The sequence below is a fragment of the Petrotoga olearia DSM 13574 genome (assembly GCF_002895525.1).
Lineage (GTDB): Bacteria > Thermotogota > Thermotogae > Petrotogales > Petrotogaceae > Petrotoga > Petrotoga olearia.
This window is the reverse complement of sequence record NZ_AZRL01000016.1, coordinates 190,666-216,042: the sequence shown is the minus strand read 5'-3', so window position 1 is coordinate 216,042 and position 25,377 is coordinate 190,666. Positions and strand designations below refer to the sequence as shown.

The following is a 25,377-nucleotide window of genomic DNA, read 5'->3' as shown; positions in this document are numbered from 1 at the left end:
CTTGAAAGGGAATATTTGAGGATACCTCATCAGTTATTTTCGATGAATTTTTCTACGCTTTTAATGAATTGTCTAATGTCATCCAAATTTTCTGTTATTATATCGTACAGCTCTTCTTGAGAGATCATGTGATACATATGAACCAATCTATTCCGATAACCCGCCATTTGAATTAATTTCTGGCTCAAATTCTTGTTTATAATATCTTTTTCTCCAAGCCCCATAGCAATAGCTTTATACTCAGTGGACATATCTATGCTACCTGTCTTAGCTAATATATGCCTTCCAATGTCAAAGATTGCTTCTAAAGACCTTCGAAGAAAACTTTCAGCAGCTGCAGGGTTTCTCCTATCTCGTAGAAATTCTTCTTTTGATAAGTGAGACAGTATTTCCAACTGAATTAGATAGTCATTGATGAATATCAATCTATCTCTAATAAGCTCTTTATTTATCATCTTTTACTTCTCCTCATATTTTTCTAATACTTCTTTATGGTATAAATCGAGGACATATTTAAAATCGGCAGCACGTCTTAACACCATCATTTCGTATTCATCTTTGAAATTTTCTGATTCACTATATACGCATATGCCTTTTAACGCTTCAGTCTGGAATACAGAATGAGTTTCTTGCAAAAATACCAGATCTAATTTGTAAGGTTTAAATAATTCTTCTAATTCATTATATATACTAGCATAAAGCTTGTATCTATGCTTTATACTATCCAAATCAAACAAAAAAACTATTCCCACATCTATGTCGGTGAGAGGATCATCTATTTTTATATTGTTATCATCATTGTTTTTTAGTAAATGATAAGCTTGTTCTTTCTGCGAGCCAAACAAATAAACTAACCCTATTTTATATTTTTTACACAAATCTTTTAGGAATTCTAATTTGTCAAGAACCATGTTGTTCACCTTCTTAATTCGATTGTATTTAAATCTTATACTGTCTTGGGAAACTTTAAAACATAGATGCAGCGCCCTGTGACCTTTTTAAAATTAATTGTCGCTCACCGCTCATAAGAGGGGTAAATTGTTTTCTTTGTAAATTTAATTATACCATATGTTTTTGAAGGTGAGCTCTCTTATCATATAGCTCACGTATAATAGGTTTTATAGTATATTTTGTAAAAAAATAATAGTCTTTTCACCATACACACATTTTTGTGGTATAATATTACTAACTTTAGAGTTACTTACTCATGAGTTAGTAACTCTAAAGTTAGTAACTCATGAGTTAGTTACAGAGGTGACTTACATGTTTATTGGTAGAGAATCAGAGTTAACCGCTTTAAACAAACTATATAAAGAAGACAAGTTCCAATTTGTTGTTGTATATGGAAGAAGAAGGGTTGGAAAAACCACCTTACTTTTGGAATTTTGCAAAGAGAAGCCTTTTATATTTTTTGTAGCCGATGAATCAGTAGATAGTGTTTCATTAGAAAAATTTTCTAAAGAGGTGTTTTCGTTTTTCAATCTAACGGGGTTAACTGGGTTTAATTCTTGGGAAGAAGCTTTCATCTTTATTGCAAGTAGAACAAAAGAAGAAAGATTAGTAATTGTAATTGATGAGTTCCAATATTTGGTGAATGCGAATAGTAGTATTCCATCGATTTTACAGAAATTGATAGATCATAGTTTGAAAGACACCAAATTATTTTTGATAATCTGTGGCTCATATGTCAGTTTTATGGAAAATGAAGTTTTGGGTTATAAAAGCCCATTGTATGGGAGAAGAACCGCACAATTTGAGATTACCCCTTTTGGTTTTTTTGACAGTCGAAAGTTTTTCCCAAAATATTCTTGGGAGGAACAAGTCAACACATACGGAGTTTTAGGGGGTACACCGCAATACTTGGTCACCTTTGATGAAAAAGTGGACGTTTATGAAAATATAAAACAAAAAATATTATTTAAATCATCGTATCTTAACGAAGAACCTACATTCTTGCTAAGACAAGAATTAAGGGAGCCTTTGATTTACAATTCTATTTTAGAAGCTTTGGCAGAAGGAAACGGAAAATTGAATGAAATTTCCTCAAGAATCAGTTTCGATAATTCCAAAGTGGCTAAGTATTTGAATACCCTGATTGATCTGAAGATCGTTGAAAGAATAAAACCTGAACCGATTGGTAGAAAAAGCAGGGGTAGTATTTTCAAGATTAAGGATAATTTCTTTAAATTTTGGTATAGGTTTGTTTTTAAAAACAAAGCATTAATTGAACAAGGATTGGCGGATTTCGTTATAAAAAATAAAATAAAGCCATTTATGAATGAGTACATAGGCCCCATTTTCGAAGACATTTCAGTTGAAATCCTGAAGAAAATGAATGTCGAGGGTAAATTACCGTTCATTTTTGAAAATATTGGCAAGTGGTGGGGCAATAACCCCATTAAAAAAATAGAAGAAGAAATCGATATAGTAGCCTACGATGAGAAAAACATTCTTCTTGGTGAATGCAAATGGCAAAATACATTGTTAGACATGTCAGTAGTTAAAAAACTTATGGATAAAGGGGCTTTATTTCATTTTGAGAATAAATTTTATATACTTTTCTCGAAAAACGGTTTTACGAAAGAAACCTTGAATTTTGCCAAAGCCAGTAATAATGTTATTTTAATAAGTTTTAAAGATTTAGTGTCCTGAGTTTGACAGTTACAAAAACGTAAGAATTCTAAAACGGGTGCGCTTACTTAAAGAAACGTGTACCAAAAATAAGTGTCTCCTAAACGAAAAGTAGTTAGCAATGGCAAATGTTCATTAAAATTAGCGGGAATTTTCAATTAAAAAACGCCCTTGCTGGGCGTCTTTAAAAAACTATTTCAGTAACTCTTTTAGTTCTTCGTACCTTTCTTTTATCTCTTCATAATCTGTCCTCTTTCTGAACGTTTGGTTTGTTTTTTGTTGTTGATGATCTAATATTAAATATTGATATACTATCTCAATTGTAGTATAATATGTTTGTGTCGAATGAACTTTACGGTTGTTGCATTTTACTCATTTTTTAAAATGCCGTAATAAACAGAATCGTCTCTTTATATCTAGCATCTATATAAAAGCTATTAAGACGATAGGAGGTGTAGTAGCATGGTAAAAAAAATGGTTTTGGTATGCATAATTTTATTTTCATTTGTGTTTTCTGCTTTTTCAGTTACTTATGTTGTTGGTACAGAAGCATCTTTTCCACCATTTGAATACGTAGAAGGCGGAAAGTTCGTTGGCTTTGATATTGATTTAATAAAAGAAATCGGGAAAATCTACGGATTCGATGTTGAAATAAGAGACATTAGTTTTGACTCTCTCATACCTTCTTTAATGACAGGAAATATAGATATTATTGTAGCTGGAATGACGATAACAGAAGAAAGAGAGAGAGTGGTGGATTTTACAATCCCATATTTTAGTGCCGATCAGAGTATTATGGTAAGAAAAGGAGAAGGTACTAACCTAACAGTTCTTTTTAAGAAACCAAAAATCGGAGTTCAAACAGGTACAACAGGTGATCTTTGGGTAACAGAAAATCTTATTGACACGGGTTACTTGCCAAAAGCTAACCTAATAAGATACGATACATTTAACTTTGCTGTTCGTGACTTGGTTAATAAAAATCTCGACGCACTCATATTAGATAATCCTGTGGCTCAAAGATTTACCAAGACAGATCCTGTGGAAATTGTTGGAATTATTAAGACTAACGAAAATTATGGTATGGCCGTTGCACCAGGTAATAAAGATTTATTAAATATGTTGAACGAAGGTATAACAAAGTTACAAGAGTCTGGAAAGATGGATGAACTAATAGAGAAATATTTTAAGTGAGGCTTCTGAATTTCTATAAAAAACAAAGGGGGGTTCACCCCCTTTATATTTAAAAGACAAAAAGGAAGGATGATATTTGGAAGACATTCAGACTATTATCAATTCTTTTCCCTATTTGTTAAAAGGAACCCTTGTGACACTAGAATTAACTTTTTTTAGTTTGTTGTTAGGATTTGTTGTAGGGGTTATTATTTCTTTTGGTCAATTGTATGGCAACAAATTTGTACAATTGATTTTTCTAATATACGAACGAATTTTTAGGAGCATTCCTCTGATAGTCATGCTCTTTTTGATTTTTTACGGTTTGCCTGCTTTAGGAATAAGATTAGATCCTATGATTGCCTCAATAATTGGTTTAGGTTTGATAAGTTCAGCTTATCAATCACAAATTTTTAGAGGTGCAATTTCATCAATATCAAAAGGACAGCTTGATGCTGCCTATTCCATAGGGATGAACAAAATTCAGACTTTTTTTTATATCATATTCCCTCAAGCAATAAGAATCGCATTATCAGGATGGACCAATGAGGCATCGGTAGTTTTAAAAGATACATCAGTTGCTTATGCCTTGGGTGTGGTGGAACTACTAAGGCAAGGCACTTACATTATATCTGTAACCAACAGACCTTTGATCGTTTATCTAATTTGTGGGGTTATATATTTTATCCTAACTTTTAGTATAAGTAGAGGACTGGGTAGTATTGAAAAAAAGCTAATTATACCCGGATTTGAAACGAGGAGCGTTTGATTAATGGGAGAAGATAAAGATATCATATTAAAGGTAGAAGATCTTCATAAAAGTTATAACAACACAGAAATCCTGAAAGGAATAACATTAGAAGTAAGAAAAGGTGAAACCAAAGTAATAATAGGCCCAAGTGGGACGGGGAAGAGTACGCTTTTAATGTGCATAAACAGACTTGTCGAACCTGATTCCGGAAGAATATATCTGGACGAGGAAGAAATATTATCTTCAAAGAATATTCACAAAATTAGGCAAGAAATAGGTTTTGTATTTCAACATTTCAACTTATTCGATCACTTAACTGTGCTTGAAAACGTTAGAATTGGGTTGACTAAAGTAAAAAAAATTGAAAAAACACAAGCCACCGAAACTGCATTAAAAGAATTAGAACGGGTTGGATTGAAGGACAAATCAGAACTTTATCCTGCCCAACTTTCTGGTGGACAAAAACAAAGGGTTGCGATTGCGAGATGTTTGGCTATGAATCCAAAATTGATCCTATTTGATGAACCTACTTCGGCTTTGGATCCAGAGCTGATAGGAGAGGTTCTGAACGTTATGATTGATCTTGCAAAAAGTGGTATGACTATGGTTTGTGTTACACATGAAATGGGATTCGCAAGGGCTGTTGCTGATGAGATCATATTCATGGAAAAAGGTGTGATCGTTGAAAAAGGTCCTCCAGAATTGATGTTCAAAAATCCTCAAAAAGAAAGAACTAAGGAATTTTTGAATAAGTTATCGCAGTTGTATGGAAAGGAAGAAAATTCATGAGCTTTGTTGAAATTATTCAAAATTCTTGGGTATATATGGTGGAAGGTATCTGGGTTACCCTTTTTTTAACTTTAATTTCTGTAGTAATAGGATTCTTTTTAGGTGTTTTACTAGCGGTCGCAAAGACCTATGGAAATAAATTTTTCTATTACATAAGCTACATATTTATCGAAATCATAAGAGGTACTCCTTTACTTGTTCAATTATTTATTCTTTATTATAGTTTACCTGTTATTGGGATTAGGCTTTCGCCATTATTAGCTTCAATAATAGCCTTTTTTTTAAATTCCGCCGCTTATCAGGCAGAATATCTAAGAGGGGCTATTCAGTCGATAAGTTCTGGGCAAATGCAAGCATCTTTATCAATAGGAATGACAAAATGGCAAGCCATTAGATTGATTATATTGCCCCAAGCTTTAAGAAGGTTTATCCCTTCTTGGACGAATGAATTTATTTATCTCTTGAAATATTCATCTCTTTCTTATATTGTTGGAGTACCAGAAATAATGGCTCAAGCTAGGTTTGTAGCAAGTCGTAATTTTGAATTTTTTCAAGTTTACCTTTTTGCTGCCCTCATATATTTAGTATTGGTCACATTTTTTGGAGAAATATTCAGATATGTTGAAAAGAAATTGAAGATTCCAGGGACACTCACTTATGCTAGAAATCGCATTTAAAAAATATGATAAAAGCTGGGGTACCGTCCAGTGAAGGGACGCTAAAGTGATTTTATAGTTTCTAAAGATAATTAATAAACGAGAAAACGGGAGGAAATAATATATGGAAATAATCGACCTAATAAAAGAACAAATAGATGCAACCTTATCAAATATAGGTGTTACTGAACTTGAAAATAATTTTACCATTGAAACTCCTCCAAAAGACGATTTAGGAGATTTTTCATCCAACATCGCATTCCTATTAACTAAAAGGTTGAGAAAATCGCCACAAGAAATTGCCCAAATTTTAAAGGAAGAATTAGATAAATCTCCTTTTTTTGAAAAAGTTGATAATGTAAAAGGTTTCTTAAATTTTTTTGTTTCACCCCAAATTTATCAAAGAATATGTTCTAAAATTTTGAGCAACCCAAAAACTTACGGAAAATTTGATATAGGTAAGGGTCAAAATATTCAGTTTGAATTTGCAAGCATCAATCCCACGGGCCCCATTACAGTTGCTCATGGACGACAAGCTGTTATGGGTGATGTTTTGGCAAATATGTATGAACAAGCTGGATACATTGTTCAAAGGGAGATGTATTTGAACGATGCAGGCAGACAAATAAAACTTCTTTCCTACTCCCTATGGGTAAGATACAACGAAATTTTAGGTTCAAAGTATGAAATACCTGAAGATGGTTACAGGGGAGATTATCTTATAGATACGGCTAAAAAAGTATTGAACAAGTATGGAGATAAATTTAAAGATAAATGGGATGAGGAAGTCGAAGATATATTTAGAAAAGAAGTCTTAGAAGATATGCTAAAAACTATGTTGAGTACACTGGAAAAGATCAACGTGAACTTTGATGTGGTCTTTAGTGAACAATTATTATTTAAAAATAAGATAGTTGAAAAAACCTTGAACGATTTAAAAGCTAAAGGCTACGTGTATGAAAAAGATGATGCTGTATGGTTTAAAGTATCAGATTTGATAGATGAAAACGACAAGGTATTGATAAGGTCTAAAGATTCGATGCCCACATATTTCTGTGATGACATCGCTTACCATTATTACAAGTACCTACGGGGTTTCGACAGCGTAATTGATATAATGGGTTCTGACCACCATGGTCACATACCAAGAATGATGGCTTCAATAAAAGCATTAGGATTACCAGAAGATTTTTTAAAAATAATCTTACACCAGTTTGTAAATGTAAAAAAGGGTCAAGAAATTATAAAAATGTCAACAAGAAGCGGCGAATTCTTCACTCTTGATGACCTTATACAAAATGTCGGCAAAGATGCGGTTAGGTACTTCTTTGCAATGGTTGATCCAGATACAACATTAAATTTCGATATTGATCTGGCTATAAAAAAATCTAATGAAAACCCTGTTTATTACGTCCAATATGCTCACGCAAGGATATGCAGCATATTTAAAGAAGCACAAAAGAGAGGAATAGAATATGAATTATTTTTAGGCTTAGAAAATCTAAAAGAAAACGAAGAAAAATTACTAATGAGGGAGTTAGCCTTATTTACCGATGTGTTAACAAAAGCTGTAATTCAAAACAAGCCTAACTTGCTTACCCAATATTTAGAAAGAGTAGCCTCAAGATTCCATCATTTTTACAACAACCTCTCTGTTCTTAACGCAGAAAATTATGAACTTATTCAAGGCAGGTTGAATCTCTGCCAGGCAACAAAAATTGTTATAGCAAGAGGTTTGTCTATTTTGGGAGTAAATGCTCCTGAAAGCATGTGAAAGGGGGGCTTGGGGGTGCTCCCCCAACGTATGGTGATAAAACGAAATTTAATCTTTTACTTAATAATATTGGGTATCACTCTATTTGTAGGTGTATTATTCATCTACAGTTCTCTTTTTGCAATTAGTGACATCAAGGAGATAAACCCAGAACAAAAGTTTCAAACTTATATAATCGCTTTAATTCTTGGCTTTTTAGGTGCGATAACAGCTTTTATGCTCAGTGATACTTTTACAAAAAACAAGCATATTATGATTGCTCTTTTTACATTTTTAAATCTTATTTTAGTTATCGTTTTGTTCACACAACCTATCGCTGGGGCAAAAAGATGGATGAACATTGGACCTTTCCAATTTCAACCATCAGAACTTGCAAAACTTATTATTCCCGCTTTCTTGGCTTTTTATTACACTCAAATACAAAATAAAAAAAATCTTCTAATTAATGTGGTTTTTCCTATTTTAGTTTGTGGAATCAGCATATTATTGGTGTTTTTGGAACCAGACCTCAGTTCTTCTATTATATTAACAATGGTAACATTAATAACGATGTTTTTGGGAATAAGAGATAAAAAAGTTATGTTATTTTTCTTTATTTTTACGTTGATTATCATCTCAGTTGTTTTCATCTTCATGGATGATCTGCTCCAAACCTATCAGATTTCAAGATTGACAAGTTCTGACGATTTTCAAAGTCAACGTTCAAGAGATGCCATTACACATGGGGGGCTGATTGGTACTGGTCCGTTTGCGGGTGAATTCAAATACTATGTACCAGAATCTTACAGTGATTTTATTATATCCGTTATAGGAGAAGAATGGGGAAAATTTGGGATAGTGATGGTTGTAACTCTTTTCTTCTTTCTATCTCATGAACTTGTGTACTTAGCCTATCTAACAAAAGATCACACTACTTTTATATTTTGTGGAGCTACAGCTTCATGGATCTTCATTCAAGTTGTTATAAACACTTTGGTAGGTTTAGGAGTACCATGGATGCCGGTTACAGGAGTGACTCTTCCCTTGGTAAGCTATGGAAATTCTTCTATGATAGTTACATTAACCTCCATAGGGTGGGGTTTGGGATTAATATATCATAATTCGGAGTTGACAAGAACAGATGAGGAAGAATGAAGAGTTAAAAGTTGTTTTTTCAGGAGGCGGTACAGGAGGCCATTACTACCCTGCTCTATCTGTAATAAAATATCTAGATAAATATTATAATAAATTAGAAGTAATATATTTTACAACAAAAGGAAGAATCGAAGAAAAAAAGCTACCTACTGATTTTCCAAAAGCGAAGTTGGTTCCTTTAAATACTAAAGGTCTAGAAAGGCCCTTATACAACCTTAAAAATATTAACAGAGCCTTTGAAGTATTAAAGGACACCAATAAAGTTGAAAAAATAATAAAAGAATTCAAACCTACTTTTGGGTTTCTAACAGGTGGGTACGTGACCGTTCCCGTGGGTTTAGCTTTAAAAAAACAAAATATTCCTTTTTACTTGCATGAGCAAAATTCAATACTTGGGATATCAAACAAAGTACTAGCTAGATGGGCAAAAAAAGTTTTTGTAAGTTACGAAGAGACCAAGTTAAATGATAAATTTATTCTCACAGGAAACCCTGTAAGAACTCCTGAAAGAGAAATACCTCGAACTTACTTGCAAAATTTTGGAATAAATGATCTAAACAAAAGATGTATATTAGTCTTTGGGGGAAGCCTAGGTTCAAACGAAATAGATGAATTAATGTACAGAGTATACAAAAAAGAAAAAGTTAATAATTATATACACATAACAAAAAACCAAGAAAAGTTCAAACAATTTCAAAATGTTTTTACTTTTGAATATATAGAAAAATTATATGAATTAATGGCTGTTTCTGACGGAGTGATATCAAGGGCAGGAGCAACAACTCTCGCGGAAATTCAGTTCTATGATCTTCACGCTATTTTGATACCCTGGAAAGGTGCAGCAGAAAATCATCAGCTTAAAAACGCTCTTTCCCTCCAAAAAAAGGGAAAGGTGATAGTTTTTGATGAAGAAAATTTGGAAATTGACGATTTGATCAACTTTTTAAATCAAATTCAACCAAAAAATGAAAAATTTATATACACGCCAAAGATAAATAAAGCAACAGAAAGTATAGTTAATAATATCTTATGGGTGGGCTGCGGGGCGAAGGGGCGCTAACAAAAGGTTTTAGAGTTTCCAAAGATAGTATTTGCATTTTCAAAAGGAGGTTTCTATGAAGTATTACTTTTCGGGGATAGGTGGTATAGGTATGAGTTCCTTAGCTCTGTACCTTGCTTATAAACATGGTATAAAAAACGTGCTTGGATCGAACAATGAAATGAACGAAAGAGTGGAATATTTAATAAAAAAAGGAATAAAAGTCAAATTAAAACAGGACTCTGATCTTCCTGATATAGATTTTTTAATTAAAACAACGGCAATAAAAGATACCAATCCAGAACTTATAGAAGCAAAAAAAAGAAATATAACTATTTTGAACAGGATGCAATTACTCAACTCGATATTAAAAGAACATACCTCAATAGGTATAACTGGAACAGATGGAAAAACTACCACAACCGCTATGATCTCCCAAATATTCAAAAATGCCGGTAAAGATCCAACAGTTTTTTTAGGTGGGATACATGATTCACTAGAAGATGGCAACTTTAGATATGGAAATGGAATAGTAATAGCGGAAGTCGATGAGAGTGATGGCTTTATAGAAGAAACAGAAACGGACTTTTCTATCATAAATAATCTAAGACCTGATCATTTAGAACACTACGACAATGAATTTGAAAAGTTGGAAAGTTCTCTTTATAAATTCGCAAGAAAAACTAAAGAACTTGTTATTTTAAATGGAGACGATATCCATCTTGCCAAATGGTCGTTTAACGAAGGGAAAGTTTTATACTTCGGACAAGGAGAAAATGCTGATTATAATATAAAAAACAGACGCCAATATAATGGATATCAAGTTTTTGAACTTCATTATAAAAATACACATATTGGAGATATCACTTTAAATCTTCCAGGATTACATTACGCTTATGACGCACTAGCTTCAGCGGCACTTTCTTTAGAAGCCGGGATTGACTTTAAAACAATAAAAGAAACTTATATGGGATATAATTCAGTTGGCAGAAGATTTAACATACTTTACGATAAAGATAATCTATCAATAATAGACGATTATGCCCACACACCTGACGAAATTTTAGCAACTATAAAGGCAACAAAAGAAAATTTTCCAAAAAGAAAATTAATAACAATATTTCAACCACACAGATACACCCGCCTCTATTTTCACATAAATGACTTTATTGACGTTCTAAAATATTCCGATGAAGTATTAGTCTACCGGATATACTCAGCTTTTGAAGAACCTATTAACGGTGTCGATGAAAGAAAAGTTGTTGAAGCGCTTAATTCGAAATCTACATTCTCCAAATATTATAATTCTGAAGATGAAATTATATCAGATCTTTTACAAGAAAGAAATGCTGTTTTACTCTTTGTTGGTGCGGGTGACATAACCGATATAGCAAAAAAATTATCAAAATACAAAAAAAATCTTGACATCTCCTAATTTTTATGATAATATATTTCAGGTTTGAAATATTGCCCCCATCGTCTAGCGGCCTAGGACATTGGCCTTTCACGCCAAAGGCACCAGTTCGAATCTGGTTGGGGGCGCCATAAAATCAAGTAGGGTGTTTAGCTCAGTGGGAGAGCGTCTGCCTTACAAGCAGAAGGTCGCAGGTTCAAATCCTGCAGCGCCCACCAGGTTTAAGGATGGGCAGGTAGCTCAGTCGGTAGAGCAACGGACTGAAAATCCGTGTGTCGGCAGTTCGATTCTGCCCCTGCCCACCATAATAGTTCTTTTAGTAGTTTGCTAAGTGTATTTAATAAAGGCAACCAAGATGGTTGCCTTTATTATTTTGAAACAAATATTATGATTTATACCTCATTTCTGCATATTTTGATTCGAACCCAATCTTTTCGTACAATTTTCTTGCTGGGTTGTCATACTCTACATGCAAAGATATATCCCCGTCGCATCGAGCAATTGTTTCTTTCAATAAGATTCTACCAATTCCTTTTCCTCTAAAATCTTTATCAACGGCTATGTACACCAATACATGCTCGGGGATATATCCTTCCATACCCGTATCGTTAATAACAACAGCACCTACGATGCTATCGTCATTATGAAGTACCAGAACAAATCCTCCTTTTCCTTTCTCGTTGGAAAAGGCGTAATCAATAGAACTGATAATATCTCCTAGTGGGTCACCATACTTTCCCAAATTTTCTTCCAAGAACTCTGCTATTTCCAACTTGGTGAACTCAAAATCATCATCTAATAGATCTTCCTTTGAGTCCAGTTCTTTCAATGATAAGTTGAATGAATCAAAATTAAAGGTCTTCTGCACTTTACAACCACCTCCGACATATATTATACCACATTTACACTTATATACCAAATATTGTGAATATAAAATTATTTTATACAACTAATAGATATACAGTTATTCAAAATACTTAGAAAAGGTCGGAATCAATATGCTATAACCTAGTTCCAAAAAAAATTCAGGAGGCTTAAAAGCCTCCTGAATTACTAATTCTCCGGATCGTTTCCTGGATTTGTTGTTCCTGCCGTTTCTTCTGGATTTTGATTTTGATAAATATATTGTCCAACTTTTATAATCTCTTGTTGTAACTCATCTTTAACTATCTTAATTTTACCGATGTTATCTTCCTCTAAAGCTTGCTTTAACTCTTTTGTTTTTTCTTCTATGTTTGTCTTTAAATCATTGGGTATTTTATCTCCATTTTCACGTAACAATTTTTCTGTTTGATAGATTAAATCGTCCGCTTGGTTTCTCATCTCAATCTTTTCTTTTACCTTTTTATCTTGTTCCTCATACTCTCTAGCTTCTTTCATCATCCTATCAATTTGCTCTTTATCCAATTTATGTCTTCCAGTTACAACCATAGATTGCTGCTTACCGGTTCCTAAATCCTTCGCTGATACACTTACTATTCCATTAGAATCAATATCGAAAGCTACTTCTATTTGAGGAACCCCTCTTGGTGCTGGAGCAATACCTGTCAACGTAAAACTCCCTAAGAAAAAATTGTCTCTTGCTAAAGGCCTTTCACCTTGATAAACTCTTACTTCAACTTCTGTCTGTCCATCAACAGACGTTGTAAAAACCTTAGATTTTTTTACAGGGATTTTATTATTTCTTGGTATAATAACTTCCATTAATCCTCCCTTAACTTCAACGCCCAAAGATAAAGGAGTAACATCTACTAAAACTAAGTCTCTTTCAGTTTCTCCAACCATTATAGAGGCTTGAACACTTGCTCCAATTGCGACTGCTTCGTCTGGGTTAACATTCTTTGAAGGATCCTTTCCAAAATAATTTTTTACCAATTTCTGAACGGCTGGAATCCTTGTTGATCCACCAACAAGCAAAACATCACTAATATCTTGTGGTGAAAGTTTAGCATCTCTCATTGCGTTTTCAATAGGTCCTCTTGTGGATTCTATTAAGTCTTCAATAAGTTCTTCTAATTTAGCTCTTGTTAGTTTCTTTTCTAAATGAACAGGTTGGCCATCCACAACCGTGATGAAAGGTAAATTTATATCCGTTTCTAATTTACTTGATAACTCAATCTTTGCAGATTCAGCAGCTTCTCTCAACCTTTGTAATGCTTGCTTATCTTTTCGCAAATCCACCTTATACTCTTTCATAAATTCATCTGCTAACCAATCGATTATCCTTTGATCAAAATCGTCTCCTCCCAGCTGGTTGTTTCCAGAAGTGGCAATAACTTCTATAATATCTTCTCCTATGTCCAAAATTGAAACATCGAAGGTCCCCCCACCTAAATCGTACACAACTATTTTTCTTTCTTCATCGGATCGATCCAAACCAAAAGCTATGGAAGCTGCTGTAGGTTCGTTTATTATCCTTAGGACCTCTAATCCAGCGATTTCTCCTGCTTCTTTTGTAGCTTGCCTTTGAGCATCATTAAAATAGGCAGGAACAGTTATAACAGCCTTTTTGATCTTTCCTCCTAAATATTCTTCTGCATCTTTAACCAGCTTTTTAAGTATAAATGCACTTATCTGCTGAGGTGTATATACCTTGTCATCGATTTTTACGGTGTAGTTACTTCCCATATACCTTTTAATGGAACGAACAGTTCTATCTGAATTCAAAATAGCTTGTCTTTTAGCTGGTTCACCTACCAATATCTGACCGTCTTTAGTAAAAGAAACAATAGAAGGCGTGGTCCTTTTACCTTCCGAATTAGGTATTACTTCAGGGTTACCATCTGGTTTTACCCAAGCAACAGCTGAGTTAGTAGTACCTAAGTCTATACCTACAACATATTCTTTTGCACTCATGAAAATACCCCCTTACTAAAACTTTTTATCATTCTATACATATATTTTTTGTTCAACATCATTAATATTATAATTCAAATACGCTTTTTTTTCAAGTCTTTAATTAAGATTTGAAAACATATATAATACATATTTGAAAAGGTTTATAAATATACTAAATTTGAAGGTAATCTAATCTTATATCACTCTTAATCTAAGAGTGAAAATAATATTTTGAGTTTCTATCCTTGAAGAGATCATTGTATTCATTTATACTTTTATCTCTAGATTTTCTTTCATCTATTTCAACTGTTTCAACAAAGTCCCCTTGCTCTGATAATCTAAAAAGTACTTCACCATCGGGTGATGTCACTTGACTTTTTCCAGTAAAAGAATACTCTATTTCACCATTACGCTGCTTTCCCCAAATATTAGACGTAGCAATATAAATCTTGTTTTCTAAAGATCTAATTTTATTGGCTTCTTGGCAATATGGCAAAACTAAATTTGCCGGATGCAAAATTAAATCTGCTCCTAACAAAGCTAAGGTTCTAAAAGATTCTGGAAAGTACCAATCAAAACAGATCGCAAGTCCTACATTGATACCATTAACATTTTGCACCCAAAAGCCTGTGTTCCCAGGGGCGAAAAACAATTTCTCTCTGAAAAACAAGTGAGTCTTTCTGTATATTTTAAATGTCCCATCACTATTGATCAATATTGATGAATTATAATACTTATCTTCATGCTTTTCGTTAAAACCATATACTACACTTATACCCGTATCTTTTGAAAATTCCTTGAAGGTTTTAAATGCATATCCAATTCCCTCTAAAGGCGATTCATAAGTCTCTTCTACTTCTTTTTTGGAGGAAAATGCATAACCGGAAAAAGCCAATTCAGGAAGTACTATAAAATTGCTATCAACCCCTCCGATGATCTTCATGACCTTGTCTACATTTTTCTTGATCTCAAATAGTTCCGGCTTGTATTGAAGTACACTAACTTTAAACATTTTTTTACCTCCTATAAAATATTCTAATTACGGTCTTTATAAAGTCTAAAAAGATATAGATAGTACTCTTCTCCTGGTTACTCACACATTAAGTATTTCTATTTCGCTTTTTTCAGTTATAATAAAATCGACTTTTAAATCATTACTGTGAGTAGGAAAGGAACTAATTAATTGAAAGTTGAATATCACACCTATCAAATGAGTTTTTGGGTTTTGAAGGAAGTATCGATCGTAATATCCTCCTCCATATCCTAATCTATATCCTTTAAAATCGTACGCAATTGCAGGAATTATATAAAGGTCAATTTTTGAAGAAAACTCTTCCTCAATGGGTTCTGGAATGTTAAATTTACCTTTAATCAAACGATCGAGACTTTTTACTCTTCCCATCTTCATCTGTTTGCCTAAGACCTTGGGTAAATAAACCTTTTTTTGAGTTTTTAACAATTCCTCTATCAAAGGTAAAACGTCTACTTCTTTATTAATGGGATAATAGAGAGCTATGGAATCAAAGTCCCATTTTTTGATTTGATTTCTCAATTTTTCTACTATTTTTTGTGAATATTTTTCATATTTTTCTTGATCTAGATCCAACCTTTTTTTTAAAATATTATCTCTAATTTCTTTTTTCGTCATCGTATTTTATCCCTCTCTAAGTTTAATATTATAATTTAGACTTTACTTTTCTTCATTGCTCATTATATAATAAAAACAAGAAAATTTTTGCCAACCACTCAAAATTATTGTATAATGTTATTTGTACATTCTAAAAAACCAAGTAACTAAAAGAGGGATCGAAAAATTCTTTATAAATTTAGATATTCGAAAATTCTTTATCTGCTACCTTTAATCTTTGTTTTATTTTTGTTTACATTAGGTAACTTTCTATACAGTCTTTATCCAAAAAGTATTATAGCTTTTATATTTCTCGGAATAATAGTTACACTTTTATTTTATTCCATAAGAAAATTTATGCGGTATCCTATTATTTATGATCAAAATAACAAAACCTTTTACGTTATTACCTCCGTATTTTCAGAAAGATACGAGCATTTCAGTAAATCCTCCATTAAAGAAACGGTTATAACTTCCAGAAAAATAGTAATAATTTTAGAGGATAAAACAATTATTTTACCAAAGTATATAGAAAACAAAGACAAACTTATTTCTTTTTTAAAAGGAGATTAAATTGAAAGGTAGAGAAACGGTTGCATATATAAATATTGATAAATACTTAGAAAATTTAAATTATATACAAAACCAGGCAAAAACCAATATTATACCAGTTTTAAAGGCAAATGCTTATGGACATGGTATGGTTCCTTTAGCAAAGCAAGTATTTAACGAAGGTTATACTATGTTGGCTGTTGCTTATTTGGAAGAGGCTTTACAAATCTTAAAGGAGGGGATAAAACTCCCAATTTTAATCTTTAATTACTTTTCGCCAACAGATTTTAAAGAATTATCAGAGTTCGCTCAGTTTTTAAGGCCAACAATTACTTCGTATATGTTTTTAGAAAAAGTATGTGATATACTAGGGAAAGACGTTGGTAAATTTAAATTTCATATAAACGTGGATACCGGAATCAACAGAATTGGTACAAAAGAAGAAAGATTACCACAATTGATAAAGTTGATCAAAGATAAAAACGTTCGAATAGAAGGTGTTTATTCTCATTTTGCAAGTGCAGATGAAAGAGATAATTTTACCAGAGTTCAGTTTGAAAAGTACAAAACTTTATTAGATTATATAATCAATTCAGGAATAGATGTTGAAATAAAACATATATCTAATAGTGCGGCTGCTCTTTTTTTCCCCGAATACTCCTTAGATTATGTAAGACCAGGAATTGCCACTTATGGTTTACAACCATCCACAACTCATAAAATTGATCAATTGAAGCCTATTTTAGAACTAAAAAGCATTGTGGCAAGCATTCAAAACCTTCAACCAAATGAAACTATTGGCTATGGTCGAACTTATGAAGTTCAAAAAAAGATGAAAACCGCCGTTGTTCCTATAGGGTATGCGGACGGTTATTTCAGAGTTCTCTCCAACAATGGGGAAGTTTTGATAAATGGGAGAAGACGCAAAATATTAGGCAGAGTATCGATGGATCAAATAGTTGTTGATGTTACTGACAATAATGTATCAATCGGTGATGAAGTTGTAATCATAGGGAGGCAAAAGTACGATGAAATAAGCGCAGAAGAAGTAGCTGAAAACGCATCTACTATAAACTATGAAGTAACCTCAAGAATAGCTCAAAGGGTTCAGCGGATTTACATTAAGGGAGGAAAATATTTTGAATGAAGATTATTCCTTGAACGATATAATAAAAGATAATCCGTTTCATCCAAAGACAAATGGAGAAAATATTCCGTTAATATCTGATTTAAAACCAACTGAAGAAGCAGAAATAGAAGGAAAAGTAGTGAGTAAAAAGCTTCAGAAAACAAAAAATGACAAAACTTTTTTACTGTTTACAATAGCCGATAAAAGTCAATCCATTAGAGCTATTGATTGGTATAACGCTGAAACAAATAATAACAAGATTCAAATTGGTGACGTTATAAAAGTAAAAGGCAAAATAGTTTATTTTGAAAATAGACTTCAAATTAATATCAGTAACGAAACCGACTCGGTGCAAAAGATTAACCTAATAAATATCAACCCTGAAAAGTACTTGCAATTTTCCAATAATGATCTATCGAAGTTAAAATCAAAACTAGAATATTACATAGAAACAGTTGAAGATCAAGGTATTAAATCTTTGCTAAAACAAATCTTTTTGGTTAATTCAAGATTAAAAGAATCCTTTCTTTTTTCACCTGCTGCAATAGAAGTGCATCATGCCTATCCTGGAGGTTTATTGGTACATACCGTAATGGTTACTGAACTATCTTTAAGATTATATAATCTCTACAATGAAGATACTGATATATGCATCAATAAAGATATCATAATCGCTGGATCACTTTTGCACGATATAGGAAAAATAGAAGAATATGTTATAAAACCCAGTGGAATAGAAAAAACGGAACAGGGTGAATTAATTGGTCACATACATCTGGGAACAAAAATAGTGTACGAGGAGTCAAAAGTTATAACTCCAAAAATAAAAGAATCAGATCTTAACCATTTAATACACATCATACTTTCCCATCATGGAGAAATAGAATATGGAAGTCCAGTGGTTCCAAAAACTATCGAATCATTTATTATTGGGTTAAGTGATAACGTGGATTCAAAAATTGCTCAAGTTAAAGACAATATCAGAAATACTTTACAAATAAATAAAAATCAAAGTTGGAGTGAATACGATAAGAGACTTGCCCGTAAAATAAAAATAGAAAAATACTAGCAGGAGGTAATTTAATTAATGCCCAAAAAAAACACTAAATCCAACAACAATAACAAGGAAAATAAATACGTAGTGATCGTCGAATCCCCATCAAAAGCAAAAACAATAGAAAGATATTTAGGAAAGGAATATAAAGTAATAGCTTCAAAAGGCCACGTTCGTGATTTACCTAAAAAAGAGTTTGGAGTAGATATTGAGCACGACTTTGAGCCGATCTTTCAAGTAATTCCTGGTAAAGAAAAGGTTATACAAGAAATCAAGAAAGAAACAAAAGGCAAAAAAGTATTACTAGCATCGGATATGGATAGAGAAGGAGAAGCTATTGCATGGCATCTGTCCCAACTTTTAGATCTCGATCCGAAAGAGAAAAATCGAATCATATTCTCTGAAATCACTAAAAATGCAATAAAAAATTCAATAAGTAATCCTCAAAGTTTAGATTTAAAAAAAGTCGATGCCCAGATAGCCAGAAGAATTTTAGACCGATTGGTAGGATATAAAATTTCTCCTTTAGTTTGGAAAGTATTAAAGGATTACAAGACTAGTGCTGGAAGGGTTCAATCTGCGGCATTGAAATTGATGGTGGATAAAGAAAGAAAAATTTTTTCCTTCAAACCAAAAAAATACTACAATATTTATCTTGAACACAATGGTCAAAATATTCCTTTAACAAAAGAGAACGGTAAAAAAATAAAACCCGAAAGTATAACAAAAACAAAAAAAGACCAAATCTTCGAATATTTGAAAGACAAAGATTTTAAACTGGTGAATGTTGAAGAAAAAGAAACAATAAGAAAGCCTCCATTACCATTTATTACTAGCACTCTTCAACAAGCTGCTGTTTCAACCTTTAACTGGAGTTCTTCTAAAGTAATGAAAATAGCACAAGATTTGTACGAAGGTGTGGAAACCTCTGAAGGAAGTATTGCGTTTATTACTTACATGAGAACCGACTCTACAAGAGTTTCAAACGAGGCCCAACAGGCAGCTATTAACTATTTGGAAAAAAATTACGGGAAAGATTACGTAGGACATTACCTATCTAAAAACAAAAAAACAAACGTTCAAGATGCCCATGAAGCAATAAGGCCTACTGATATCTACATGGATGTTAACAATGCAAAAAGGTTAATTTCCTCAGACCATTTAAAGTTGTATACCCTTATTTGGAATAGATTCATGGCTTCTCAGTCATCTCCGTCAAGATATTTAGAAAAAACATTCACTATTGAAGACAATACCAACAAATATTCATTTGAAATAACGTCCAAAAAATGTATCTTCGATGGATTTGAAAAATTCTGGAACCCCAACAATAAAGAAGTGGATTTTGAAATAGATAAAAATGATATGATCACATATGACCAATTAAAATTCGAAGAAAAAGAAACTAATCCACCAAATAGGTATACAGAGGCAACATTGATAAAGGAATTAGAATCTAAAGGAATTGGAAGGCCATCAACATACGCAACAATAATATCCACACTTTTGCAACGTAAATACGTTTCTAAAATATCGAAAAGTACCTTGAGACCAACAACCACAGGTTTTGTGGTGACTGACTTTTTGGAAGCATATTTTCCAGAGATAGTTGATGTAAAATTCACTGCTAACATGGAAGAAGACCTTGATAAGATAGAAGATGGAAAAAACAAAAGTAAAATTGTTTTAGAACAGTTTTATAAAGATTTTGAAAAGTTTCTCACCACAGCATCTAATAACATAAAAAATAAACAAAAAATTTTACATTACGTAAGCGATGTACCTTGCGAAAAATGTGGAAAAGATATGAAATTGAATTTTGGACGATACGGTCTGTATTTATCTTGTGAGGAATGCAAGGAAACTCAGAAAATCCCTGCGGAATCATTTGGAGTAACAATTAAAGACAAATTATACATAAAAGAATATCTACAAGAAACTTTAAAAATAGACAAAGAAGAGAATAAAATTGATGAAAAATGCCCCATCTGTGGTGGAGATCTAGTATTAAAACACGGGAAATTTGGAGAATTCATAGCGTGCAGTAACTACCCGGATTGTAAATACACAAGGAATGTGAAAGCAAGAGGAAAGTGCCCCAACTGTGAAGGTGAAGTCGTAAAATTAAGAAGCAAAAAAGGAAAAACTTATTTCAAATGTGATTCTTGTGGAACAATGTATTGGAATGAACCTTCAGAATACAGTTGCCCCACCTGTGGAGAAACGTTATTCTACAAAACCCTCAGAGGAAAAGAAAAGTTATACTGTGAAAAAGACAAAACATATTTTGAAATCGAAGAAATTAAACAGTTAACAAAGTAAATGTAGAAAGTAAAAAAGGAGAAAAAAACGATGAACATCCCAATTATTACAGGTGGGAAATCTATAGAGAGAGAAATTGCCTTTAGAAGTGCAAAAAATGTTTTTAATTCAATATATAATTTAGGTCATGAACCGATAATATTAGATTTAATAGATGATGATTTTATATCAAAAATACAAAATTATAAATTTGCCTTCAATGTAGTACACGGAGATTACGGAGAAGACGGGAAATTACCTTCTTTATTGGATATCTTAGGAATTGACTACACATGTTCGGGCCCTGAAACATGTGTAGCCACATACGATAAGTTTATATTCTACTCTCTATTTAAAAATTACATACAAATACCTAAGACGATTCTAACAAACAAATTGATATCACCGCCCTTTGCGTACCCTTTCATCATCAAACCTAGAAAAAGTGGATCAAGTAAAGGGGTATACATCATTCACAACGAAAATGAATTCAAATTCTATCTAGATAAAGATTTGAGAGAATTTCAAGATGTTCTAGTTCAAGAATATATAAAAGGCAGGGAAATAACGATATCTTATATTCAAAAAAATGATGAATTCATATTACTACCAATTCTTGAAATTATTCCAAAAAAAGAATTCTATGATTATGAAGCAAAATATACTAACGGGTTAACCGAACTCATACCGCAGCTTAATTCTCCTGAAAAAATTATACAAAAAGTAAATGAAATTGGAGCCCAAGTTATGAAAATACTCTCTTTTAAAGACATGTTTAGAATCGATGCCGTATTAAGGGGTGATGAAATTTACGTTTTGGAGATAAACACAGTACCTGGTTTAACAGAATTAAGTGATCTTCCTACATCCGCAATAGCTGCAGGAATTAGCTTTGATGAGTTAATAGATATAATAATCAAAAACCATGTTGCGCGGGTTGCAGGGTGAAAGAGTAAAAAGCTCTTTTCCTTATGATTTGCTGTATTATGCAAAGTAGGTCTTTAAATGATTTTGACGTTGAACTTGAGGATCTTAAGGGGCTCGCCCCTTAACGCTTTGGCGAAGGGGCGCTATATATAAAGTTTTAGAGTTTCTTAAGACATAAAAAATGTGAACACAAGGAGGAAATACAATTAATGGATTTTCATGGGACAACGATATTAGGAGTAAAAAGAAACGGAAAAACAGTAATATGTGGTGATGGTCAAGTAACAATGGGAGAAACAGTCTTTAAAGGTAACGCTAAAAAAGTTAGAAGATTAGGTGAAGGAAAAGTAATATCAGGTTTTGCTGGGTCCGTAGCCGATGCCCTAGCTCTTTATGAAAGATTTGAAGGAAAGTATAAGTCTTCACACGGGAATCTTATGAAAGCAGCTGTGGAATTGACTAAAGATTGGCGTATGGACAAAGCACTTAGAAGGCTTGAGGCATTATTGTTGGTTGCCGACAAAGAAAATATGTTTTTAATTTCTGGCAATGGCGAAGTAATGGAACCACAAGAAGATGCAATTGCAATAGGTTCCGGTGGACCTTATGCCTACGCCGCGGCAATGGCGCTATTAAGGAATACAGATTTAGATGCTGAAGAAATCGCTAAAAAAGCTATAAAAATTGCTGGTGAAATATGTATTTACACGAATGATAATATCACAATGGAGATTATCGAATGAGTGAACAGATTCTAACTATCCCAACAAACAAAATTGAAGAAAAAATCCCCCCGATCAACAATAATTTTTATCAAATGAAATTCAGCGATTTCTTAGAAATACTAGAAAGTGGTAATTTCCACGAAAGAGATGAAATAGAAAACGATTATAATTACAAACAAATCATACCTTATGTAGTGTTCAAAAACTACGAAGACAAAATTTTAGTTTTAAAGAGAACACAAAATCAAAGTGAAAAAAGGCTTCACAACAAAATATCTATAGGGATAGGTGGTCACATAAACAAGGGGGATAAGGGTATTACTATGGAACAGACTTTTTTCAACGGAATGGATCGTGAAATAAACGAAGAATTATGGATTACTAATTCATACAAATACATCTATAAGGGAATAATCAACGATAACTCCGAAGAAGTATCCAAGGTTCATTTAGGCATCCTTTTTGTCGGATTCATCGATTCTGCCACGATTAAAGAAGAAGATAACTTTGAGAGCACATGGATGAAAAAAGAAGAAATCGTAAATTTAAAAGATGTTGACTTCGAAGGGTGGACAAAAATTGCTATAAATATCATGTAAGATCCCTTCCTTAAAAGGGTGGGGAGCGGGGGAAGGGCGCTAAAACAAGTTTAAAACAATTTTTAGAGTTTCTAAAAATAGTAAAAGAACACATAAAGGAGGCATAAATTTATTTTATGAACAATATTTACGGAGAAAATTCGGGTAAAGGCTTTGTAAAGGAAGTACCTGTATCTGCATTTGCAAAAGCGGTAGAAAGTGCCATTTACAAAGCACCACTAAGAGAAAACAACAAAATTTGGTTAAGCGACTTATGGCTCATCACTTCTTTACCAGAAGATTTGATTAAAGAAGCTATTTCCAAATATATCGAAGAAATTGATCTACCCGACGATGTTGAAGAGATATACGACGATGAAAAAAACAAAGTTCTTTGGAAAAAATAAATTAGTACCAACTGTGGGGTGGGCTGCGAGGCAAAGGGTCGAAAAAACAAGTTTTAGAGTTTTTAAAAACAGTAACTCTAATTAAAACTGGAGGAAAAAAGTGAAAGTTGATTTTCATACTCATTCTACAGGATCAGACGGAAGTAACACTCCTAATGAATTATTGAATCTGGCCTTAGAAACAAACATACAATATCTATCTATCACCGATCACGATACCCTTGATGGAATAAAAGCTATAGAAAACTCTACAGATTTAAACAAGTTAAAATTCGTTCCTGGAGTAGAAATAAGTGCGGAATTTCCGAACACTCTACACCTTTTAGGATACGGCTTTGATATCACAAACGAAAGGTTAAATAAGGTTTTAGAAGACCTCCAAGAGTACAGAAAAAAAAGAAACGTTTTAATGATCGAAAACATGCAAAAACTTGGTTTTCAAATCTCTCTTGAAGAACTAAAAAAAGAAGCAGGTGGAGAATTGATTGGTAGGCCTCATTTTGCTTCTTTAATGGTGAAAAAAAATTACGTAAGCAACAAACAAGAAGCTTTCGATAAGTATTTAAAGAAAGGTGCACCTCTTTACTTAGACAAAAAAAGGTTGGAGCCAAAAGATGCAATATTGTTAATTAAGGAAGCTGGGGGTGTGGTTGTCCTAGCTCACCCTTTTCAAACAAAGGTTGATGAACAAAACCTCGACAAACTGATCAAAGAGTTAGTAGATTATGGTTTAGATGGCATAGAAGCTTACTATTCTTTGCACACAAAAGAAATGACCGAAAGGTATAAAACCCTTGCCACAAAGTATGGTTTGTTTATTACCGCTGGTTCGGATTACCACGGAACAAACAAAATAGGGATAGAAATGGGGATTAACGTCAGCAAAAAAGAATTAGAACCATTTTTAAATATTTTAAGGATGCTTTAAGATTCACTACATATAATAGGGTTAGAAAAGAATAACCCCCAATAAAATCCCCAACTTATCCCGCTTTATGCGGGGTTTTTTTATAAAGATATTTATTTAAATGGAGGAGTTTATGAAGAAAAAAAATTTTTTAATTCCGCTGTATGGCGTTTTCATGGGTGTTTCTGATTCTATCCCTGGGGTTTCAGGGGCGACGATAGCTTTGATACTCGGCATTTATCAGAATTTCATATCTGCATGGTCTTTTGTTTTTTCCAATTTATTCAATTTCAAAACTTTAATGAAAAGCCACGAACTCCGATTTTTGATTTTGTTGTACATAGGCGTTTTTCTTGGAATGTTCTCAACCTTAGGGTTTATAGACTTTTTATTAACGAATTACCAAACAATTGTCTTTTCTTTCTTTTCAGGTTTAATTATCGGTAGTATCTTTTTTTTGGGCTCGGATCTATTTAAAAATGTTGATTTCAAAAATACCCAAAAGTCTAAATATGTTTCCTTTTTTATTTCAGCAACTATAGGCTTTTTAGTTGCTTTCTATATTTCAGGGGCAGAGTTCTTATTAGATCAACACGATTTTCCAATAATCTTTTCTTCAGGATTTTTGGCTATATCTGCCATGATCCTTCCAGGAATTTCCGGTGCCTACGTTCTATTACTTTTGAATCAATATTCATACATAGTTAAAGCAGTTACGGATTTTAATTTCTCTGTACTGATAACCTTTGTTTTAGGTATTGTGTTGGGATTGGCTTGTATGAGTAAACTATTGAAATGGGTGTTGGATAAATTTTACTTGGCGACAATGTTTTTTCTCATGGGACTAATGGTAGGAGGATTGAGAGCTCCAATTTCAAAAATAGATAACTTTGTTAGCTTTTTAATATTTGGTTTAATGGGAGCTTTTGTAATTGTAATTATCGAAAGATTTGGTAGAAACAATAAATAAT

General features: G+C 32.8%; 25 protein-coding genes and 3 tRNA genes. 22 read left to right on the top strand and 6 right to left on the bottom strand.

Annotated elements, in window-relative coordinates; all coding sequences use genetic code 11:
- Window positions 1–29: 29 nt before the first annotated feature.
- Entirely contained in the window at window positions 30–455 is a 426-nt protein-coding gene (gene hepT, locus X929_RS06485) for a type VII toxin-antitoxin system HepT family RNase toxin (protein WP_103067218.1), read from the bottom strand.
- Between the two features lie 3 nt (window positions 456–458).
- A complete protein-coding gene (locus X929_RS06480; protein ID WP_103067217.1) occupies window positions 459–911 on the bottom strand; it encodes a nucleotidyltransferase domain-containing protein in 453 nt (150 codons plus the stop codon).
- Between the two features lie 352 nt (window positions 912–1,263).
- Here X929_RS06480 and X929_RS06475 point away from each other — a divergent pair, with 352 nt between their 5' ends.
- The 12 genes from X929_RS06475 to X929_RS06420 all read left to right on the top strand — a co-directional run bounded on the left by X929_RS06475 (window position 1,264) and on the right by X929_RS06420 (window position 11,666).
- A complete protein-coding gene (locus X929_RS06475; protein WP_103067216.1) occupies window positions 1,264–2,652 on the top strand; it encodes an ATP-binding protein in 1,389 nt (462 codons plus the stop codon).
- Window positions 2,653–3,093: 441 nt separating this feature from the next.
- Window positions 3,094–3,825 carry a basic amino acid ABC transporter substrate-binding protein gene (locus tag X929_RS06470; RefSeq protein ID WP_103067215.1) on the top strand — a complete coding sequence of 244 codons (732 nt, stop codon included), beginning with the start codon at window positions 3,094–3,096 and terminating at the stop codon, window positions 3,823–3,825.
- Window positions 3,826–3,901: 76 nt separating this feature from the next.
- Window positions 3,902–4,573 carry an amino acid ABC transporter permease gene (locus X929_RS06465; protein ID WP_103067214.1) on the top strand — a complete coding sequence of 224 codons (672 nt, stop codon included), beginning with the start codon at window positions 3,902–3,904 and terminating at the stop codon, window positions 4,571–4,573.
- Between the two features lie 3 nt (window positions 4,574–4,576).
- Window positions 4,577–5,344, top strand: coding sequence for an amino acid ABC transporter ATP-binding protein (locus X929_RS06460; RefSeq protein WP_103067213.1), 768 nt, complete (start codon window positions 4,577–4,579; stop codon window positions 5,342–5,344).
- Window positions 5,341–6,021 carry an amino acid ABC transporter permease gene (locus tag X929_RS06455; RefSeq protein WP_245858668.1) on the top strand — a complete coding sequence of 227 codons (681 nt, stop codon included), beginning with the start codon at window positions 5,341–5,343 and terminating at the stop codon, window positions 6,019–6,021. Before X929_RS06460 ends, X929_RS06455 begins: the two co-directional genes overlap by 4 nt.
- Before the next feature lie 103 nt (window positions 6,022–6,124).
- Complete coding sequence (argS, locus tag X929_RS06450; protein ID WP_103067212.1) at window positions 6,125–7,774, top strand: arginine--tRNA ligase; 1,650 nt, start codon at window positions 6,125–6,127, stop codon at window positions 7,772–7,774.
- A gap of 30 nt (window positions 7,775–7,804) precedes the next feature.
- Window positions 7,805–8,908, top strand: a complete 1,104-nt coding sequence (locus X929_RS06445; protein WP_146255779.1) for an FtsW/RodA/SpoVE family cell cycle protein — start codon at window positions 7,805–7,807, stop codon at window positions 8,906–8,908.
- Window positions 8,895–9,968, top strand: coding sequence for a UDP-N-acetylglucosamine--N-acetylmuramyl-(pentapeptide) pyrophosphoryl-undecaprenol N-acetylglucosamine transferase (locus tag X929_RS06440; protein ID WP_103067210.1), 1,074 nt, complete (start codon window positions 8,895–8,897; stop codon window positions 9,966–9,968). The genes X929_RS06445 and X929_RS06440 overlap by 14 nt, the downstream gene beginning before the upstream one ends.
- A gap of 55 nt (window positions 9,969–10,023) precedes the next feature.
- Window positions 10,024–11,382 carry a UDP-N-acetylmuramate--L-alanine ligase gene (murC, locus tag X929_RS06435; protein ID WP_103067209.1) on the top strand — a complete coding sequence of 453 codons (1,359 nt, stop codon included), beginning with the start codon at window positions 10,024–10,026 and terminating at the stop codon, window positions 11,380–11,382.
- 34 nt (window positions 11,383–11,416) lie between these two features.
- Window positions 11,417–11,492, top strand: a tRNA-Glu gene (locus X929_RS06430).
- A 12-nt stretch (window positions 11,493–11,504) separates the two neighbouring features.
- A tRNA-Val gene (locus X929_RS06425) sits at window positions 11,505–11,579 on the top strand.
- A gap of 11 nt (window positions 11,580–11,590) precedes the next feature.
- A tRNA-Phe gene (locus X929_RS06420) sits at window positions 11,591–11,666 on the top strand.
- Between the two features lie 80 nt (window positions 11,667–11,746).
- On the opposite strand, the gene X929_RS06415 is transcribed toward X929_RS06420, so the two are convergent.
- From X929_RS06415 to X929_RS06400, 4 genes are all read right to left on the bottom strand, one after another.
- The gene (locus tag X929_RS06415) at window positions 11,747–12,229 is read right to left on the bottom strand and encodes a GNAT family N-acetyltransferase (protein WP_103067208.1); all 483 of its coding nucleotides are present in this window, start codon (window positions 12,227–12,229) and stop codon (window positions 11,747–11,749) included.
- A 185-nt stretch (window positions 12,230–12,414) separates the two neighbouring features.
- Window positions 12,415–14,217 carry a molecular chaperone DnaK gene (gene dnaK, locus X929_RS06410; RefSeq protein WP_103067207.1) on the bottom strand — a complete coding sequence of 601 codons (1,803 nt, stop codon included), beginning with the start codon at window positions 14,215–14,217 and terminating at the stop codon, window positions 12,415–12,417.
- A 193-nt stretch (window positions 14,218–14,410) separates the two neighbouring features.
- Entirely contained in the window at window positions 14,411–15,211 is an 801-nt protein-coding gene (locus tag X929_RS06405) for a nitrilase-related carbon-nitrogen hydrolase (protein ID WP_103067206.1), read from the bottom strand.
- Window positions 15,212–15,292: 81 nt separating this feature from the next.
- Window positions 15,293–15,847, bottom strand: coding sequence for a 5-formyltetrahydrofolate cyclo-ligase (locus X929_RS06400; protein ID WP_103067205.1), 555 nt, complete (start codon window positions 15,845–15,847; stop codon window positions 15,293–15,295).
- 228 nt (window positions 15,848–16,075) lie between these two features.
- Here X929_RS06400 and X929_RS06395 point away from each other — a divergent pair, with 228 nt between their 5' ends.
- From X929_RS06395 to X929_RS06350, 10 genes are all read left to right on the top strand, one after another.
- A complete protein-coding gene (locus X929_RS06395; protein WP_146255778.1) occupies window positions 16,076–16,399 on the top strand; it encodes a hypothetical protein in 324 nt (107 codons plus the stop codon).
- Between the two features lies 1 nt (window position 16,400).
- Complete coding sequence (alr, locus tag X929_RS06390; protein WP_169924985.1) at window positions 16,401–17,525, top strand: alanine racemase; 1,125 nt, start codon at window positions 16,401–16,403, stop codon at window positions 17,523–17,525.
- Complete coding sequence (locus tag X929_RS06385; protein ID WP_103067202.1) at window positions 17,518–18,576, top strand: 3'-5' exoribonuclease YhaM family protein; 1,059 nt, start codon at window positions 17,518–17,520, stop codon at window positions 18,574–18,576. Before alr ends, X929_RS06385 begins: the two co-directional genes overlap by 8 nt.
- An 18-nt stretch (window positions 18,577–18,594) precedes the next feature.
- Window positions 18,595–20,883: a type I DNA topoisomerase gene (gene topA / locus X929_RS06380; RefSeq protein WP_103067201.1), complete on the top strand. Its 2,289-nt coding sequence runs from the start codon at window positions 18,595–18,597 to the stop codon at window positions 20,881–20,883.
- Window positions 20,884–20,913: 30 nt separating this feature from the next.
- Window positions 20,914–21,810, top strand: a complete 897-nt coding sequence (locus X929_RS06375; RefSeq protein ID WP_103067200.1) for a D-alanine--D-alanine ligase family protein — start codon at window positions 20,914–20,916, stop codon at window positions 21,808–21,810.
- Window positions 21,811–21,998: 188 nt separating this feature from the next.
- A complete protein-coding gene (hslV, locus tag X929_RS06370) occupies window positions 21,999–22,532 on the top strand; it encodes an ATP-dependent protease subunit HslV (RefSeq protein ID WP_103067199.1) in 534 nt (177 codons plus the stop codon).
- Window positions 22,529–23,113, top strand: a complete 585-nt coding sequence (locus X929_RS06365; RefSeq protein ID WP_103067198.1) for an NUDIX hydrolase — start codon at window positions 22,529–22,531, stop codon at window positions 23,111–23,113. Before hslV ends, X929_RS06365 begins: the two co-directional genes overlap by 4 nt.
- Before the next feature lie 116 nt (window positions 23,114–23,229).
- The gene (locus X929_RS06360; protein ID WP_103067197.1) at window positions 23,230–23,499 is read left to right on the top strand and encodes a hypothetical protein; all 270 of its coding nucleotides are present in this window, start codon (window positions 23,230–23,232) and stop codon (window positions 23,497–23,499) included.
- Window positions 23,500–23,599: 100 nt separating this feature from the next.
- The gene (locus tag X929_RS06355; RefSeq protein ID WP_103067196.1) at window positions 23,600–24,427 is read left to right on the top strand and encodes a PHP domain-containing protein; all 828 of its coding nucleotides are present in this window, start codon (window positions 23,600–23,602) and stop codon (window positions 24,425–24,427) included.
- Between the two features lie 112 nt (window positions 24,428–24,539).
- Window positions 24,540–25,376, top strand: a complete 837-nt coding sequence (locus tag X929_RS06350) for a DUF368 domain-containing protein (RefSeq protein ID WP_169924984.1) — start codon at window positions 24,540–24,542, stop codon at window positions 25,374–25,376.
- Window position 25,377: the final 1 nt, after the last annotated feature.

Bases quoted from the DNA above. Each gene is read 5' to 3' on its own strand.
- hepT (WP_103067218.1), bottom strand. From the start codon at position 455: ATGATAAATAAAGAGCTTATTAGAGATAGATTGATATTCATCAATGAC.
- X929_RS06480 (WP_103067217.1), bottom strand. From the start codon at position 911: ATGGTTCTTGACAAATTAGAATTCCTAAAAGATTTGTGTAAAAAATAT.
- X929_RS06475 (WP_103067216.1), top strand. From the start codon at position 1,264: ATGTTTATTGGTAGAGAATCAGAGTTAACCGCTTTAAACAAACTATAT.
- X929_RS06470 (WP_103067215.1), top strand. From the start codon at position 3,094: ATGGTAAAAAAAATGGTTTTGGTATGCATAATTTTATTTTCATTTGTG.
- X929_RS06460 (WP_103067213.1), top strand. From the start codon at position 4,577: ATGGGAGAAGATAAAGATATCATATTAAAGGTAGAAGATCTTCATAAA.
- X929_RS06455 (WP_245858668.1), top strand. From the start codon at position 5,341: ATGAGCTTTGTTGAAATTATTCAAAATTCTTGGGTATATATGGTGGAA.
- argS (WP_103067212.1), top strand. From the start codon at position 6,125: ATGGAAATAATCGACCTAATAAAAGAACAAATAGATGCAACCTTATCA.
- X929_RS06445 (WP_146255779.1), top strand. From the start codon at position 7,805: ATGGTGATAAAACGAAATTTAATCTTTTACTTAATAATATTGGGTATC.
- X929_RS06440 (WP_103067210.1), top strand. From the start codon at position 8,895: ATGAGGAAGAATGAAGAGTTAAAAGTTGTTTTTTCAGGAGGCGGTACA.
- murC (WP_103067209.1), top strand. From the start codon at position 10,024: ATGAAGTATTACTTTTCGGGGATAGGTGGTATAGGTATGAGTTCCTTA.
- dnaK (WP_103067207.1), bottom strand. From the start codon at position 14,217: ATGAGTGCAAAAGAATATGTTGTAGGTATAGACTTAGGTACTACTAAC.
- X929_RS06405 (WP_103067206.1), bottom strand. From the start codon at position 15,211: ATGTTTAAAGTTAGTGTACTTCAATACAAGCCGGAACTATTTGAGATC.
- X929_RS06400 (WP_103067205.1), bottom strand. From the start codon at position 15,847: ATGACGAAAAAAGAAATTAGAGATAATATTTTAAAAAAAAGGTTGGAT.
- topA (WP_103067201.1), top strand. From the start codon at position 18,595: ATGCCCAAAAAAAACACTAAATCCAACAACAATAACAAGGAAAATAAA.
- X929_RS06375 (WP_103067200.1), top strand. From the start codon at position 20,914: ATGAACATCCCAATTATTACAGGTGGGAAATCTATAGAGAGAGAAATT.
- hslV (WP_103067199.1), top strand. From the start codon at position 21,999: ATGGATTTTCATGGGACAACGATATTAGGAGTAAAAAGAAACGGAAAA.
- X929_RS06365 (WP_103067198.1), top strand. From the start codon at position 22,529: ATGAGTGAACAGATTCTAACTATCCCAACAAACAAAATTGAAGAAAAA.
- X929_RS06360 (WP_103067197.1), top strand. From the start codon at position 23,230: ATGAACAATATTTACGGAGAAAATTCGGGTAAAGGCTTTGTAAAGGAA.
- X929_RS06350 (WP_169924984.1), top strand. From the start codon at position 24,540: ATGAAGAAAAAAAATTTTTTAATTCCGCTGTATGGCGTTTTCATGGGT.